Here is a 16,173-nt window from a genome sequence, read left to right as displayed (position 1 = left end):
TATGTAATTGGTCATGAGCATTTTAATAAGTCATTGACGTTGGATATTGAAAATCGGTTAATGAAGTATTTAGCAAGCGTTGAGGCGGTAACATATTTAAACAATCGCCGGGAGAATGCTCAAAATGATTACTATCCAGCTAATGAGATGGAGCCTATCTTTAATAAGATTTGGCGTAAACTGCATAAAGTTAACCCCAATCTATTTCCGGCTCAACGTTTACTAGAAAATTCAGCACTTTTTAAGGCTTCGCCATTTAATAAATTGACTTTAGAACAATTAAACGCCAGAGAAGAGATTCTTCAAGCGGTAGACGAGGCTTTACAAAAAGGTAAAACTCAGCAATTGGTGAAGGTGACTGGAGAAGCTGGGGCAGGAAAAACAGTTTTAATGAGTAATATTTTCTACGAATTGTCTCAAAAACCGAAAGTCAAAAAAGTAGCCATGATGGTTAACCACGCACAGCAAGAAAAGGTTTATCAACAAATCGTTGAGAAATTAGGGATGGGAAAAACTGCGGAAGTGATAAAAGCTTCAACGTTTATCAAAAATTATTCACCAGAAAAGCCTATTGATGTAGCGTTTGTTGATGAGGCTCACCTACTTTTAACTCAACGCAATCAATCTTACAATGGCTACGGTACTAACGAATTAATTGATATTATTAAGCGTGCTAAAGTAACGTTAATCGTTTATGACGAACACCAAGTTTTGCAAGCTACTCAGATTGTAGAAGATGATGATCGAGACAAGTTGAAGGAATTTGACACCACGGAAATTCCTTTGCACAATCAGATGCGGATTGATGCTAACACCAAAACCATTCAATGGCTTCGTAATCTGATTGACCAAGGGATTATTGGGGCAGTTCCTTTTGATGATAAGTATGATTTACAGCTATTTGATTCACCAAAAGATATGGAAATCGCAATTAGACAGAAAAACGAGCAGGATGGAGGAAATGGCCTTAGCCGAATGGTGGCGACGTTTGATTGGTCGTATTCTTCAACACCGAAAAAGAATGGTGAGGGATATTGGGAAGTTTCAGAAGGCGATTGGCACATGCCGTGGAACTTGCAGTTAAAATCACCCGCAAAAGGCCATCGAAATGTTCAGTATAAGAATCTGGCTTGGCCAGAACAGCCCCATACAATTAATGAAATTGGATCTACTTATACTGTTCAAGGGCTAGATCTTAACTACGTTGGTGTTGAAATTGGACCGTCAGTAAAATATCGAGATGGAAAAATTGTGTTTGATCCAACTGCTAGCAAAAATAAGAAGGCTGTCCAGAAACGAACCATGCATGACGGAAAGAAAGTTAGTCATGGTGCGCAACTTTTGAAAAATGAACTAAATGTGTTGTTGACCAGAGGTGTTCATGGTTTGTACCTTCACGCGGTTGATCCTGCGCTTCAAGCGGCACTAAAAAAAGCCTTTAAGACAAAAAGTAGTAATGAATTTTAAATGTTATCGGATTTAGTATTTTTTCTGTTGCAGAATGCGCTGACAATAGATGTATTGACACAGAAAATGTAAAATGGCATTGGTAAATGTTGTCTCCGCTTGATTTGTTGTTCTTTTGCTACACTAAAATAATTATCAAACATGATTAGGAAACTAAAAGTCTTATTTTAAATAATCAAAACTCTTGATAATTGGTTTCTGTGGTGATGGTTGGCACTTATTCAGCAGGGTGTCAAGGGCGGTTTCTTTATGTGGTATTTTACAATCTGCTATTTTTATTTATGATTAATTACGCATAAATTAATACAATTGTGACTTAGAACTCAGAATTAGCAGATGCTTATTTGTAACTCTAGGTTTTAAAGCACTTAAAATACTAGTGATTTGTAATTTTTTTATTAGTTTATAAAATCTTGCGGAAAGTGAAGGAAACTGGTGTTTATAATTCTAGTACCTAAATAATAAGGATAAAGAAAAAATATAATTGCGATGTTTGGCGAAAGTAAGTATGTCAACAGCCACAGCGTGGTAGAATTTTATCGGGATTGAAAATTATTATTTTTATAATGTCAGGAGTGGAATGATGAAGAATATAAAATTAAAGCTAGGTGACATAATATATCCTTACAAAATTGAAGGCGATAAACATGAGGTCCCAAAATGTAACTTGTTATTAATTAATGTAAGAGGGAGTTATTCACAAATTGAAGGATTCTATTGTGATATATGCAAAAAAGCTTATGTTAATAATTTAAAGTATTTAGAAAAGAAATTTTCAGGTTATAGATATGATTCTATGTCTAGTTCAAAAGATAGTGGTTCAGAGAGAATATTCAATTTAAATGGAAAATTTATTACAAGATTAGGTAGTTTAAATGCCCGGTCTCATGATTTTATAGATATACTTGCTCTAGTTCCTGTGTTAACTTTGGATAAAAAAATAGAAAATATACAAGTACCAGCTTTGTTTTGTAAACAGTGTCAGCGTTTTTATATTTTTGAGACTGAAATGGAACATTTAGAACGTAGCGGCAAAATTTTATGTAGAGTAGTAACCGAGGATTATTGGGTATCAGAAAAAAATGAAGAAAGTCAGTTTAATTTAAAAAGTGAATCTATTCTTCACAAAATGGGGTATAACGTTAACAGTCGTGATAATTTAAGGGATGATGAAAGGCAAAAAATTCTTAGTGATATCATTAGTAATGGTGTCTTAACAAGAGGAGAAGTTTGTTCGCATATAGATTATCTGATTAGACGAAGCGAAGGACGGCCTATGTTAAGTGATGCCATAAGAAAATGGAAACGAGATAGGAAGTTTGCTTCAAATATTGACTTGGATTTACAGGAAGTTAGCGCAACAGAAATAAAGATTAGGAGACGACATGTTTAAGTATTCAAGCACAGCAATTGAGCATGATTTGGAACTAGAGAAATGTTTTGGAATTTCTGAGCTTCAAGTTTATGCATATAGATATGATGATACATTGAGAGTTGTTGGAACGATTGAAGCTTCAAAGATAAATAATCCATTTACTTTAGCATTAGTAGCTTATGATAAAAATGGGGATATAGTTTTAACTGAAGAAAATGAATACTATGGCTCCGGGATTGTCGATAATACAATTTTTCCTAAGTTATTTTTCGATGGTTATCCATTTTTGTTCTCGTGTTGGGAATCTCAAGTAGCAAGTATTACTAGGTTGAAAGTTTATCCTGTAGGTGAATGACAATATGAAGATAGATAAAATAGCGCAAAACATTGCTGAATACCCATTCATGGAGTGGGGGAGCCTACAAAGGCTTTTAAATAATATTGAATTAGAAACATTGGAAAGAAATTTGATTAATACGTGTTTTTTAGCGGGCATGTTTCAAGACAAAGAATTCCAAGAGGATGAAGTTCAACAAACGTTGAAAAATAATTTTGGATTAACTGATGATTCAATTCAATGGTGTTATCAGTTGGTGATTGCTATCTTGAGATATCGTAAAAAGTTGTCTAAAAAGAAAGTAACAGCAATTCAAGAGTCTGTTAACTTCAAAAGTTATCCTATGGATACAAATTTACCAAAGTCGATTATTGTTAGGATTGACAAGGATGAAGATAGATTTGGAATTAAAGATATTAATTGTACTATTAGAAAGATAACTTCATATACCACTGGTTTAGGAGAAGTAAAATTATTTTGTGAAATAACACATAAAAAAATTACTAAGAAGGTTCTTCTGTATGTTATTGTTTATAATGATAAAGGAGAAGCTATAGAATTTAATGGGGAAACCATATTAACTACAAAAAGTGGGAGTGAGGTAATTAACCTCACTCTACGCTTCCCAATTGATGAAAGTATTTCAGCAATTTATTTAAAACCAGCATTGGATCCTGCTGATATTTAATTAAAAATTTAAATCTAGAAGAAAAGTAATTGCTTAGCAGTAACGTAGGACATGAATAGCCTGTAGGTGCAATAGTCCAATGTGTTCCGCTTACTCATTAGCTAGATAATAAATTTATCGGGAAGATTGCGAAGATTTAAGTATTTTGTCCAACTGTTGCGGTGTAGACTGTCGAGGATCTCATTACGATTTTGAGGATGTTGACCTCGGCAAAGCAAGTTTGAGTGTTAGCATTAATTAATGCCGTGCAATCCATTTTCCATTGTCAAAGATGATAGATTTGAAATGTGGTGTAAAGAAGCTGGTTTAAGTAGTAATTAAAATACGCGATTTGCTAGTTCGTAACATTTAACAAAAAAAGCCTAACAAGGTTAGACTCAAAGTAGACTAAAAAAGGAGTCTTTGCCTTGTTAAGCTACTTTAAGTCTAGTTATGATCGCCATGATTTTCAAGTGGTTTTTGCCCACACTTGTTCTGAATTACAGCAGTTGATGCAAGATTTTGTCCCACGAAAATTTATGGAACGGCGCAATATTGAACACGTCAAACTATCTGACGCTGAGATAATGGCCCTAATGCTCCTCAAAACGCAATATCATGTTTCAACTTGGACGGCCTTTTACGATTTAGTGCAAGCTACGATCCCTTCGTTACCCTTGTTGGAGTATTCCCGCCTAATCCGTCGGATTAACCAGGTCACACCAGTTTTTCAAGCAATTCGCCGAGGCTTGTTAACGTGGACTACGCCTTCCCAAACAGCCATTATCGATAGTTATCCGCTCCCGCTTTGTCAAGGGGTTCGTAATGCTCGAGCTCGCTTGTTTACTAGGATTGCTGACATTGGCTATAACGCTACGAAACAGCTGTACTTCTATGGTTTCAAAGTTCACATGATCGTAGAACCTAGCGGCCTGATTCTCGATTATGAAGTGACACCAGCGTCAATCCATGACGTTAAGGCTGCTCCAGAATTGATTCAAAACTGCCCTTATCCACAAATTCTAGCTGACGTCGGCTACGTCGGTAAAGACTTACGAAGTAAGGTTAAGCAACAAGGTCACGACATCTGGACGCCGTATCGTTCAAATATGAAAGGTGCAAAACAGCATAATAGGTCAGCCCGTAAGCGGACGCGTCGCCTTATTGAGACTGCATTTGCTAAATTGAAACTCTTGAGAAGCGAACAGACTTATGCTCGTAGTTTGGTGGGATTGCAAGCACAGATCGAGGCACTTGTCATGACGAATAATCTAGCAAAATTTGGAATGTTACAAACTAGCAATTGACGTAATTAAAATAGATAAAATTGATATAATACTTCTTAGTTACTAAAATCAAAATTTTATCTAATGAAAGATGATTTGAGAAGCCAATTGGCATGTTTCTCAAGCATGCTAAATTGACCTCTTTTCTTTTTGGAGATATTTTGGGAGGAGCTTATTATGAGTTTATATATTATTAGTAATATGTTACTTTTGATTACGTTGGTTTGTGCAACAGCAACCTACCTTTTTTTCAAGAAACAAGGAAAAAACAACTTTGTATACGGACTAGGTATTGTGACGATTATTGTTTTGGTTGTCTTTGGTTGCGTTGGCTTAACCGTCCATCAAAAAAATTCTAAGTATATTAATGCTTACAATGACCTAAAAAAGCATGCTAAAAAAATTAACGATATTGGTGAATATGGGTATAGTCGGGGAACACAGAAAGACCGTCAAGAAGGGATTGAATATAGATTCAAGGATATGGACCGAGATATTGATACTATGAAGAACAATGATACAGGGAAATACGATCTTTTAGGGAAAGCAAAAGATAAGCAGAATGATGCTAATGAAAATTTTGAAAATAGCGAAATGCCAATGGAATCACCATTTTCTACTGGTAATTTTTAATTCACGAGCCTTTATTTAGACTAATTAGGGAGCGCAAACGCCCCGGCAGTTGGTGCTGAAACCAGCACTGGTTGCCGGGGCGGTTTGGCAAGGTGAAGATTTGCTTAAATTGCTTCTTGTTCCTTCAGTCACATCAAACCGGCAGCGCCGGCGCAAGCACCTACTTAAAGATTTCTTTGATGGCTGAAACCAATAGCTTCAAAACTAATTTCAGGCTGCCAGCCGCGATCAATAAAAACGGCAAGGCAAACAGCAAGATAGCAAGGACCAGCGATTCGACAACCAGTAAATGGCTGCTGATAGCATAAGCCAAGCAATTACAAGCCAAGTAAGTTGCCGCGTTTCTTTGTCTGTCTTCAGTGATTGCCAATATCGCTTTAACATTGCCGCGCCCCCTTTTTTGCTTAATTATATCACTAGGGGTGATGGCGCTTTCAGTTTCCCCGGCTGTTTTGCTATAATCAAGGAAAACGAATTTCTTCGGAGGAACTACCATGGAAAACTTTACCTACTACGCCCCGACCAAGGTCGTCTTTGGCCGCGGGGTGGAAACCCAAGCTGGCAACCTAGCCAAGGCGGCCGGGGCCCACACCGTTTTGGTCCACTACGGCAGCGACCGGATTCAAAAGACCGGCCTGCTTGACCGGGTGGTGACCGCGCTAAAAGCCGCCGACCTGAAAGTAGTCACGCTAGGCGGGGTGGTCCCGAACCCGGAATTGGGCCTGATTCGCCAGGGGATCGCCCTGGCGCGCGAACAGCAAGTTGACTTTATCTTGGCAATCGGTGGCGGGAGTGTGATCGATTCGGCCAAGGCAATTGCCCTGGGCGCGCTCGATGATGGCGACGTCTGGGAACTTTACCGCCACGAACGCCGCGTCGACCGTGCTTTGCCGGTCGGTAGTGTCTTGACGATTGCGGCGGCTGGTAGTGAAATGAGCGGTGGCTCGGTGGTCACCAATGAAGTCACCCACGAAAAGTGTGATTACGGCGGCGACGTGATCCGGCCCAAGTTCGCCCTCCTAAACCCGGAATTGACCACCAGTCTGCCCTGGTACCAAACGGCGGCCGGCTGTACTGACATTTTGATGCACACGATGGAACGTTACTTTACGCCGAGCTCAATGGCAACGACCGATGGGATTGCCGAAGCCCTGATGAGGACGGTGATTGAGCAGACCAAAACGCTCAAGGCTGACCCGACCAACTACGAAGCGCGGGCTGAAGTGATGTGGGCCGGTAGTCTCTCGCACAACGACCTGACCGGGGTCGGCGACCTCAACGGCGGGGATTGGTCGACCCACATGCTCGAACACGAAGTCAGCGGGATGTTTGGGGTCACCCACGGGGCCGGTCTGGCCGCCATCTGGGGTTCCTGGGCCCGGCTGGTCTACCAAAATTGCCTCCCACGCTTCGTCCGCTTTGCCCGCGAAGTCTGGGGGATTGAAGGGACCGATGACGAGGCTGTCGCTTTGGCGGGGATCGAAGCGATGGAAGCCTTCTACCGCAAAATCGGCATGCCGACCAGCTTGGGTGAGCTCGGCGTGCACCCGACGCCGGCCCAGATCGACCAGATGGTCACCCAGTGCCTGCGCGCCACCGGCGGCCAAAGCGGGACGGCCCGGGTTCTCAAGCGGCCAGAAATGACCAAGATTTACGAAATGGCGAACCACTAGTTGCGGGTAGAAATTACCTAGGCTTGATGTTTTTAGTCATCTTGTTGGCTCCACTCTTTAATCTTTTCGGGAGTGTTTAGTTCAACGGTTGACCAGTCGGTGGTTAACTGGTGAATGGCGAGCTCATCTTTTTCCCGTTGGGTAAGCTCTGGAACAAAAGGCAAGCCACCGGTGGCTACTAAGCGCTTGTAAAACATGGTAATAGCGGTGGTTGGTGTTAACCCCAATGATTGTAGGATGGCATCGCCTTGGTTAGCTAAGTTGCGGTCAACTTGGACTTGAATTCTTTTCTTTAGGGCTTGAGCCATTCCAATCACTCCTTTTTGATTTTATACTCAAAATATACTACTTTTTGAGTATAAAATTAAATTAAGAACCGCTAATTAGCGATTAATCCTCCTAGCTGAGGCAACTATTAACTCAGCTGATATTTTTTCGCCGCTCTTTTCCCCGCGCCAATTGCAATTCCGCAAGCGACCTTGTATAATGTTAGGCGTTTGGGACATGGTTTTACCAAGTGTTTGGCACAAGCGACCCGCGGGTGGTGAAAAGCGGGGTCAGGCCGGTAAGATTGCTACCCAGCTGAATTTTGTAAATAATTGCTTTAAAGCGGCATGCGAAATCCATCGTTTGCAAGCAGAGTGGTACCGCGCTATCGGCGTCTCTGTTGCAAGCGGTGGATTTTGTCGTTTCAAGCCAAGAAAGGACTAAGCTGATGAAAGAATTAAAGAAGCTTAACAGTGCCCAGGTGCGGCGGATGTTTTTGGATTTCTTCATCCAACACGGCCACCAAGAAATGCCAAGTGCTTCCCTCGTGCCGGTCGATGACCCGACCTTGCTCTGGATCAACTCCGGGGTGGCAACGATGAAGAAGTACTTCGACGGGCAAGTCGTACCAAACAACCCGCGGATGACCTCTTCGCAAAAGAGTATCCGGACCAACGACATTGAAAACGTCGGCAAGACGGCCCGCCACCACACGATGTTTGAAATGCTGGGGAACTTCTCGGTCGGCGACTACTTCAAGGACGAAGTAATTCCGTGGGCCTGGGAACTCTTAACCAGCGACGAATGGTTTGGCTTTGACCCGGACCGCCTCTACATCACCTACTACCCGAAGGATTTGGAAGCCAAGAAGAATTGGCTCAAGGTTGGGGTCAAAGAAGACCACCTCTTGGCCGACCAGGACAACTTCTGGGACATTGGCCAAGGACCATCTGGACCGGACACGGAAATCTTCTACGACCGCGGTCAGGAAATGAACAACTTGCCAGAAGATGATCCGGAATCCTACCCGGGCGGGGAAAACGAACGCTACTTGGAAATCTGGAACATCGTCTTCTCCCAGTTCAACCACACGCCCGAAGACACCTACGAACCGCTGCCCCACAAGAACATTGATACGGGGATGGGGCTGGAACGGGTCGTTTCTATCTTTGAAAACGCCCCGACCAACTTTGAAACCGACCTCTTCTTGCCGCTGATCAAGCAAACCGAAACCTTCAGTGCCGACAAGCACTACGGCGCTGACAAGGCCGACGACATCCAATTTAAGATCATCGCCGACCACATCCGCTCGATCACCTTTGCGATCAACGACGGCGCCCTGCCTTCCAACATGGGTCGTGGCTACGTGATCCGGCGGCTCTTGCGGCGCTCGGTCGTGGCCGGCAAGAAGCTCGGGATTGACGAACCCTTCCTGGCTAAGCTGGTCCCAACGGTCGGCGAAATCATGAAGGACTACTACCCAGCCGTCTTGGACAACGCTGACTACATCGCCAAGGTCATCAAGTCCGAAGAAGACCGCTTCAGCGCGACCTTAAACGGTGGGCTGGCCCTCTTAAACGAAGTGATCGAAGAAGCCAAGGCCGCTGGCACCAACCAAATCGACGGGCCAACCGCCTTCAAGCTCTATGACACCTACGGCTTCCCGGTTGAATTGACCGAAGAATACGCTGCCGACGAAGGGCTGACCGTGGACGACAAGGGATTTGCTGCGGCGATGACCGAACAACAAAACCGGGCTCGCAACGCCCGCGACATGGACAACGGGATGGGCGTGCAAACCGACCTCTGGACCGACTTTAAGGACGCCAGCACCTACGTGGGCTACACTGACCTGGAAGTCGCCGATGCCAAGGTAATTGGCCTGGCCGTTGACGGGACCCACGTCGAAACCGCTGACCCAAGTGCTGACGACATCGAAGTGATCTTTGATCGGACGCCGTTCTACGCCGAAATGGGGGGCCAAGTGGCCGACACCGGGGTGATCATCAACAACTACGGCCGCGTGATCGGGCGGGTCGTTGACGTCCAACACGCCCCGAACCAACAAAACCTGCACCGGGTGCAATTGGAACAACCGCTCAAGCTTGGCGCCCGCTACAAGCTGGTCGTGGATGCGGCCCGGCACTTAAAGATCGAAAAGAACCACACCGCGACCCACTTGCTGGACCAAGCCTTACGCAACGTCTTAGGCGGCCACACCCAACAAGCCGGTTCGCTGGTCGAAGCCGACTACTTGCGCTTTGACTTCAACCACTTCGGCCAAGTGACGGCGGAAGACTTAAAGAAGGTTGAAATGATGGTCAACGAACAGATTTGGCAAGAAATTCCGGTCACGACGGTCGAAACCGACATCGAATCGGCCAAGCAAATGGGGGCAATCGCCCTCTTTGCCGATAAGTACGGCGACAAGGTCCGGGTCGTAAAGATCGGCGACTTCAACACCGAATTCTGTGGTGGGGACCACGTCAAGAACACCAACGAACTCGGTCTCTTCAAGATCGTTTCGGAAGGTGGGGTCGGCGCCGGGGTACGGCGGATCGAGGCCGTGACGTCCGAAGCGGCCTTCAAGTTCATGCAAGAACGCCTGAGTCTGCTGGATCAAGCGGCGGCCGGCGTCAAGGCGGTCCAAGTCAAGGACGTGCCACGGCGGATCGACGAACTGCAAGCCGAATTAAAGGACGTCAAGAAGGCCAACGAAGCTCTGCAAGCCAAAGTTGCTGCTCAACAAGCCGGTGCGGTCTTTGACAACGTGCAAACAACGGCCAAGGGGAGTTTGATTGCTGCGGTTGTAAAGGTCGCGGGGATGGACCAGCTGCGCCAAATGGCCGACGAATGGCGGCAAAAGGCCCTGTCCGACGTCTTAGTCTTAGGGACAGCGGCCGGCGACAAGGCCAACTTGCTGGTGGCGGTTAGCGATGAACTGAGCAAGACCGTCAAGGCCGGTGACTTGATCAAGGCGATTGCGCCCGCCATCAACGGGGGCGGGGGCGGTCGCCCAACCCTGGCCCAAGCCGGGGGGAAGAATCCAGCTGGATTAAACACGGCGATTGAACAAGCCGCTGACTTTATGAACAACTAAGTTTCCTGCCAAGCGCGAAGGAGCCACGGAAAGCCTGCCTTTCTGGGGCTCTTTTTTGGTGCCGCCAAGCCCGGGAATTGTACTTTCCCCGTGATTATAGTAAAATGAGAAGTCGATAATAAGTAAAGAGGTGACCAAAATGGCTAGCGATGAAACAATGTTTTTTGATTTTGGTCAAAAGCATGAAGAAAACGTCAAAGACACCCTCAAGACGGTCTACGAAGCCTTAGAAGAAAAGGGCTACAACCCGATTAACCAAATCGTCGGGTACTTGCTGTCCGGGGACCCGGCTTACATTCCGCGGCTCAACAACGCGCGGAACTTGATTCGGGCCCACGAACGCGATGAAATCATTGAAGAACTCGTCAAGCACTACTTGACCAGCGAGGACAAGTAATGCGACTGTTAGGATTAGACGTGGGTTCCAAGACGGTCGGGGTGGCCGAAAGCGATCCGTTGGGCTGGACGGCTCAGGGGGTTGAGATCATCCCGATCGATGAAGAAGCGGAAGTCTTTGGCCTCGAGCGGATGGCCGAATTGGTTCAGGCCCGTCAGGTAGCTGGCTTTGTCGTCGGCTTGCCTAAGAACATGAACAATACCGAGGGCCCGCGGGTCGAAGCCGCCCGCCGCTACGGGGCGATGCTAGAAGCCAAGTTTAACTTGCCGGTCGACTACCAAGACGAGCGCTTAACGACGGTGCAGGCGCACCGGATGTTGGTCGAAGAGGCCGACATTTCGCGGCGCAAGCAAAAGCAGGTCATTGATGAACTGGCCGCCAGCTTGATTTTACAAAATTACCTGGATCGCAAGGGGCAATTAACCGCCCGCTTATAGGAGGAAATGATGGCAGAACAACACATCCAAGACGAAGGCGAAATCTTTACCCTGGTCGACGAAAAGGGCAACGAAGAGCTCTACAAGGAAGCGATGCGCTTCCAAAACCCAGAAAGCGGCAAGTGGTACATTTGCCTCTACCCCGTCGAACAAGAAAACGACGAAGAAGTCGACATCCAAGCCTTTGCCTTTAACGAACCCAAGGACGAAGCCGAAGAATTGCAACTGTTGCCAATTGAAAGCGACGCCGAATGGGCCATGGTCCAAGAAGTCATGAATACCTTCATTGATGACGACGGGAACTTAAACCTGTAAGGCAGGTCAGAATAAAAAAGAGTGGGTAATAACCTGCTCGGCAAGCCGGATGGATAAGCTAGGACGAAGGTTGGCGCGGTACGCGTCGTTCTTCGTTCGTACTTATCCACTAGGCTTGCGGTTATTTCCCACGTGATCTGTGTAATATTCGAAGAACCAACAGAGGCTGGGAGAAAACACAGTTTTCTCCCAGCCTCTCTTTTAAATCAAAATTATTTTCTTAGTTGGGCATAGACCTTCTTGGTGTTGGCGAAGTGGAGTTTGGCGAAGTGATCGAGGTCCAAGCCCTTTTGGACCAATTTAACGGCGACGTCATCGACGGCTTGCCCCGCCCCAATCGGCAGGCTCAGCCCGGCCTCATCCGCCAAGCGCGCCATCGTTTGCAGGGAGTAGGCCCGCGCCACGATCGACGCGGCCGCTACGGCGACGTGGTAGCTTTCGCCCTTTTCCTTGAAGTAGACCTGGTCGTTGACGATCGTTGGCTGGCCGGCCAAGTACTTAAAGTAGGTCGCCGGCTGGACGAACTGGTCGATCAAAATCGCCGCTGGTTTAACCGGGGCGATTTTGGCTAAGACCCGCTGCAAGACGAAGTTGTGACACAGGGCCTTGAGCTGGGCCTGATTGTATTGGTTGATCAAGCGGTTGTAGTCGTGGGGGGCCAGGTCCAAGACGTGGTAAGGACAGCGGGCCGCAATTTCCTTGGCCAGCTGGCTGATCGTCGGGTCGCTGAGCTGCTTAGAGTCCTTGACGCCGAGCTGGGCTAAGGCTTCAATTTGCTCGGTCGGCACAAAGACCGCCGCCGTCGTCAGCGGGCCAAAATACGAGCCGGTCCCGACTTCATCGGAACCTAAGACGGCCAGCTGGGCAAAATTAGCTGGTAGATCGCTCGCGGTCTTCGTCGCGGGAGCGGGCGTCACCGTCCCCCAGCGGGCGGCCTCTGCTTCGGCCAGCTTCCCTTGGAACAAGACCTTGCCGGATTTGTAACCGGTGATCGTGACGTTGGTGATTTTGCTGGCGAAGACGGCCCCGGTGGGGAGCTTGCGATTAGCGGGGTAGGTGGCGGCCATTTGTTGCAGTTGTTCGGCCGAAACTTTTAACACGACTGACATAGTGGGCTTCCTTTCAAAGTAGTAAGTCCCTTTATCATAACAAAAAAATCGGGTGGGGTGGGCGACAATTCCCACGGCCATTCGGAAGGGAAAGTAGCAATGATTCTTTCAACCGCCATTTTAGTCCTTTTATTGGGCTGTTTTCTCCACGGCAAGGAGCGGGGCTTGATTAATATTTTGTTGAGCACGCTAACCTACTTTTGCGGCTGGTTTCTTGCCCGCTTGGCGGCCCAGCCACTGGGGGAAGCCCTGGCCAAGATCTTGCCAACGATCGGCGAGCACACCACCACGACCACTGAGGCGACCAACTTAGCAGCGACGAGTGCCAACGCGGTCTTTTACCACGGGATCGCCTTCATGATTATCTTTTGGGCAACCAGTTTTTTGGGCCGTTGGTTGATGCGCAACCTCAGTTTTATCAAAAAGGTGCCGGTCCTCGGCACGGCCAACCGGCTGGCTGGCGCGGCACTCAACGTCCTCGTTGGCTACGCAATTATTTTCTTGTTGCTGCTGATTGGTCAGTACCTGCCCTGGGTTTGGTGGCAAGGTCAGTTAGCTGAATCGGGCTTGGCCCAATTAATTATTGAACGCACCCCCGGCCTGGCCCAAGCGGCTTTGCAGTGGTTTGGGGTCGCAACCACCCAGTAAAAATAAAAGTAAAGGAGCTTAGCATGAACGAAAAGATTTTGGCAACCCTCGAATTTGACAAGATCAAGGGCCAACTGGTGCCCTTTTTAGCCTCGGCGGCTGGGCAACGCGAAGTGGCGGCCCTCTTGCCCGCCAGCGATTTGACCACGATCAACCACTGGCTGCAAGAAACCGAAGACGGCGCCGACCTTTTGCGCTTAGAAGGTGGGATCCCGCTGCCGAGCCTGGCTGACGTGACGCCGCAACTCAAGCGGCTGAAACTTCAGGCCAGCTTAAACGGGACCGAATTGGCCCAGATCGGCCAGGTCCTGCGGGCCAGCATGGCGGTGCAGAACTTTTTTGACCAACTGGTGGAAAAAAAGGTTCGCCTGCGCACGATTGACCGGGCGGTCGGCCGTTTAGTCACGATTCCCAACATCACCAAGCGACTCTTGGTGGCGATCGATCCCGACGGCCGGGTGACCGACGAAGCCTCCAGCAAATTGCACGGGCTGCGTCAGTTGATCACCCAGACCGAGGGCGAAATCCGCCACGAACTGGAGCGCTACACCCGCGGTAAGGCGGCCAAGCACCTGTCTGAGCCGATCATCACCGTCCGGGATGAACGCTACGTGATTCCGGTCCTGGCCAAGTACCGCAGTCAATTTGGCGGGGTGGTCCACGACCAATCAGCGACCGGGCAGACCCTCTACATCGAACCGGCCAGTGTGATGGAATTAAACAACCGCCTGCGCTCGGCCCAGATCGAAGAGCGCCAAGAAGTTCGGCGGGTCTTAGCCGAATTATCAGCCCTGATTGCCCCCTACCGGCAAGAAATTGCCCAAAATGAGGCGATCCTGGGCCACCTCGACTTTATTAACGCCAAGGCCAAGCTGGCAGCGCAGACCAAGGCCAGCCTGCCCTTGGTCAATGACGAAGGGATTGTTTATTTGCGCGGCGCGCGGCATCCTTTGATTGACCCGGCCAAGGTGGTGGCCAACGACATCATCCTCGGCCAAGACTACCAAGCAATTGTGATCACCGGGCCCAACACCGGGGGGAAGACGATTACCTTAAAGACCCTGGGGACCTTGCAATTAATGGCCCAAGCTGGGCTGTTTATCACCGCCAAGGAAAATTCGCAAGTGACGGTCTATGACAACATCTTTGCCGACATCGGTGATGAACAGTCCTTAGAACAAAACCTATCGACTTTCTCGGGGCACATGGCCAACGTCAAGCAGATCCTGGCGGCGATGACGGCTAAATCCCTGGTCCTGCTCGACGAGCTGGGGGCCGGGACCGACCCGAAGGAAGGGGCGGCCCTGGCGATGGCGATCCTCGATCAAATCGGCACCGTCGGCAGCCAGGTCGTCGTCACCACGCACTATCCCGAACTCAAGGTCTATGGCTACGACCGGGAGCGGACGATCAACGCCAGCATGGAATTTGACCAGGAGACCCTCCAGCCGACCTACCGGCTGCTCTTGGGGATTCCCGGGCAGTCCAACGGGATTGCGATCGCCAAACGCCTGGGCTTGCCAACCAGCGTTACGGCGGTGGCCCAATCCTTAGTGGCCGATGACAGCCAGGAATTAAACGCGATGATCGGTGACTTGGTTGAACAGCGCAAGCAGGTCCGCGAAAAGAATGAGGCGCTGGAAAAGACCCTGGCCGATGCCAAGGCGAAGGACGCCACCCTGACCGCCAAGCTGGACCGCTTCAACGAGCAGCGCGACAAGCTCTACGAAGACGCCCGCAACAAGGCCAACCACCAAGTAGCCCAAGCCAAGAAGAAGGCTGACGCGATCATCCACCACCTCCGCCAACTGCAAGTCAAGCAGGGGACGGCCGTTAAGGAACACGAACTGATTGATGCTCAGGGGGCCTTAAACGCCCTCCACCAGGATCCGCGCCTCAAACGCAATCCGGTCTTGCAACGGGCCAAGGCCAAGCATAACCTCAAGGTCGGCGACGCGGTGCTGGTCAAGTCTTACGGCCAGCAAGGGGAATTGATGAGCAAGCGTGGTCAGCACAAGTGGGAAGTCCAGCTTGGGATTTTGAAGATGGAAATCGACGAGGCCGACCTCGAAAAGCTGGATAAAAAGCAACTCAACCGCCAGGATGAAAAGGCGCCGAAGCGGATGCGGGTGCGCACGATTCAGACCCGCCGGACTGGGGCGCGGCTGGATTTGCGGGGTCACCGCTACGAACAAGCGCAGGGTGAATTATCCGATTTCATTGATCACGCCCTCTTAAACAACTTGCCAAGCGTCACGATTATCCACGGGAAGGGGACCGGTGCTTTGCGCAAGATGACCCAGGAATACCTGCGCAGCAACCCCCGGGTCAAATCCTTCTCCTACGCTTCGCCAAGCAACGGGGGCGATGGGGCGACGATTGCTTACTTTGAATAAGTATTTCTGACAAAAAGTAAGCAAAATCGTTGGTGCCCCCGGTAAAATCTGATACAATCAAAGCAA

At 48.3% G+C, this 16,173-nt stretch carries 16 protein-coding genes; 13 read left to right on the top strand and 3 right to left on the bottom strand.

Going from position 1 to position 16,173, the window contains the following annotated elements; genetic code table 11:
- From BN54_RS08940 to BN54_RS08915, 6 genes are all read left to right on the top strand, one after another.
- Positions 1-1,467: DNA/RNA helicase domain-containing protein (locus BN54_RS08940; protein WP_019206857.1), on the top strand; the 1,467-nt coding region annotated here is incomplete at its 5' end.
- Between the two features lie 583 nt (positions 1,468-2,050).
- A complete protein-coding gene (locus tag BN54_RS08935; protein WP_019206856.1) occupies positions 2,051-2,860 on the top strand; it encodes a hypothetical protein in 810 nt (269 codons plus the stop codon).
- Positions 2,853-3,197 carry a hypothetical protein gene (locus BN54_RS08930; RefSeq protein WP_019206855.1) on the top strand — a complete coding sequence of 115 codons (345 nt, stop codon included), beginning with the start codon at positions 2,853-2,855 and terminating at the stop codon, positions 3,195-3,197. The genes BN54_RS08935 and BN54_RS08930 overlap by 8 nt, the downstream gene beginning before the upstream one ends.
- Before the next feature lie 4 nt (positions 3,198-3,201).
- The gene (locus tag BN54_RS08925; protein ID WP_019206854.1) at positions 3,202-3,867 is read left to right on the top strand and encodes a hypothetical protein; all 666 of its coding nucleotides are present in this window, start codon (positions 3,202-3,204) and stop codon (positions 3,865-3,867) included.
- Positions 3,868-4,274: 407 nt separating this feature from the next.
- The gene (locus BN54_RS08920) at positions 4,275-5,153 is read left to right on the top strand and encodes an IS982 family transposase (RefSeq protein WP_019206853.1); all 879 of its coding nucleotides are present in this window, start codon (positions 4,275-4,277) and stop codon (positions 5,151-5,153) included.
- A gap of 156 nt (positions 5,154-5,309) precedes the next feature.
- Entirely contained in the window at positions 5,310-5,765 is a 456-nt protein-coding gene (locus BN54_RS08915; RefSeq protein ID WP_019206852.1) for a hypothetical protein, read from the top strand.
- Between the two features lie 160 nt (positions 5,766-5,925).
- Here the strand turns inward: BN54_RS08915 and BN54_RS08910 are convergent, their stop codons facing one another.
- Positions 5,926-6,261 carry a hypothetical protein gene (locus BN54_RS08910; protein ID WP_019206851.1) on the bottom strand — a complete coding sequence of 112 codons (336 nt, stop codon included), beginning with the start codon at positions 6,259-6,261 and terminating at the stop codon, positions 5,926-5,928.
- On the opposite strand from BN54_RS08910, the gene BN54_RS08905 reads away from it, so the two are divergent.
- Positions 6,260-7,438 (top strand): iron-containing alcohol dehydrogenase, encoded by a 1,179-nt coding sequence (locus BN54_RS08905; RefSeq protein WP_019206850.1) that lies wholly within the window; start codon positions 6,260-6,262, stop codon positions 7,436-7,438. The two genes, BN54_RS08910 and BN54_RS08905, sit on opposite strands and share 2 nt — an antisense overlap.
- A gap of 32 nt (positions 7,439-7,470) precedes the next feature.
- Here BN54_RS08905 and BN54_RS08900 read toward each other — a convergent pair whose 3' ends face one another.
- The gene (locus tag BN54_RS08900; RefSeq protein ID WP_019206849.1) at positions 7,471-7,746 is read right to left on the bottom strand and encodes a type II toxin-antitoxin system RelB/DinJ family antitoxin; all 276 of its coding nucleotides are present in this window, start codon (positions 7,744-7,746) and stop codon (positions 7,471-7,473) included.
- Positions 7,747-8,153: 407 nt separating this feature from the next.
- Here BN54_RS08900 and alaS point away from each other — a divergent pair, with 407 nt between their 5' ends.
- From alaS to BN54_RS08880, 4 genes are all read left to right on the top strand, one after another.
- A complete protein-coding gene (gene alaS / locus BN54_RS08895; protein WP_019206848.1) occupies positions 8,154-10,805 on the top strand; it encodes an alanine--tRNA ligase in 2,652 nt (883 codons plus the stop codon).
- A 139-nt stretch (positions 10,806-10,944) separates the two neighbouring features.
- Positions 10,945-11,202 (top strand): IreB family regulatory phosphoprotein, encoded by a 258-nt coding sequence (locus tag BN54_RS08890; protein ID WP_019206847.1) that lies wholly within the window; start codon positions 10,945-10,947, stop codon positions 11,200-11,202.
- Positions 11,202-11,639 carry a Holliday junction resolvase RuvX gene (gene ruvX / locus BN54_RS08885; protein ID WP_019206846.1) on the top strand — a complete coding sequence of 146 codons (438 nt, stop codon included), beginning with the start codon at positions 11,202-11,204 and terminating at the stop codon, positions 11,637-11,639. Before BN54_RS08890 ends, ruvX begins: the two co-directional genes overlap by 1 nt.
- Positions 11,640-11,648: 9 nt before the next feature.
- On the top strand, positions 11,649-11,954 hold the full coding sequence (locus tag BN54_RS08880) for a DUF1292 domain-containing protein (protein WP_019206845.1): 306 nt from the start codon (positions 11,649-11,651) through the stop codon (positions 11,952-11,954).
- 212 nt (positions 11,955-12,166) lie between these two features.
- Here BN54_RS08880 and rnhC read toward each other — a convergent pair whose 3' ends face one another.
- A complete protein-coding gene (gene rnhC / locus BN54_RS08875; protein ID WP_019206844.1) occupies positions 12,167-13,063 on the bottom strand; it encodes a ribonuclease HIII in 897 nt (298 codons plus the stop codon).
- Between the two features lie 99 nt (positions 13,064-13,162).
- On the opposite strand from rnhC, the gene BN54_RS08870 reads away from it, so the two are divergent.
- Together BN54_RS08870 and BN54_RS08865 are read left to right on the top strand one after the other, a co-directional pair.
- The gene (locus tag BN54_RS08870; protein ID WP_019206843.1) at positions 13,163-13,711 is read left to right on the top strand and encodes a CvpA family protein; all 549 of its coding nucleotides are present in this window, start codon (positions 13,163-13,165) and stop codon (positions 13,709-13,711) included.
- A gap of 23 nt (positions 13,712-13,734) precedes the next feature.
- Complete coding sequence (locus BN54_RS08865) at positions 13,735-16,107, top strand: endonuclease MutS2 (protein WP_019206842.1); 2,373 nt, start codon at positions 13,735-13,737, stop codon at positions 16,105-16,107.
- The last annotated feature ends 66 nt before the right edge of the window (positions 16,108-16,173 follow it).

It is taken from the genome of Limosilactobacillus ingluviei str. Autruche 4, from assembly GCF_000312405.1.
Classification (GTDB): Bacteria; Bacillota; Bacilli; order Lactobacillales; family Lactobacillaceae; genus Limosilactobacillus; species Limosilactobacillus ingluviei.
Note: the sequence above shows the minus strand (reverse complement) of the source record. Positions and strands in the feature narration are given on the sequence as shown.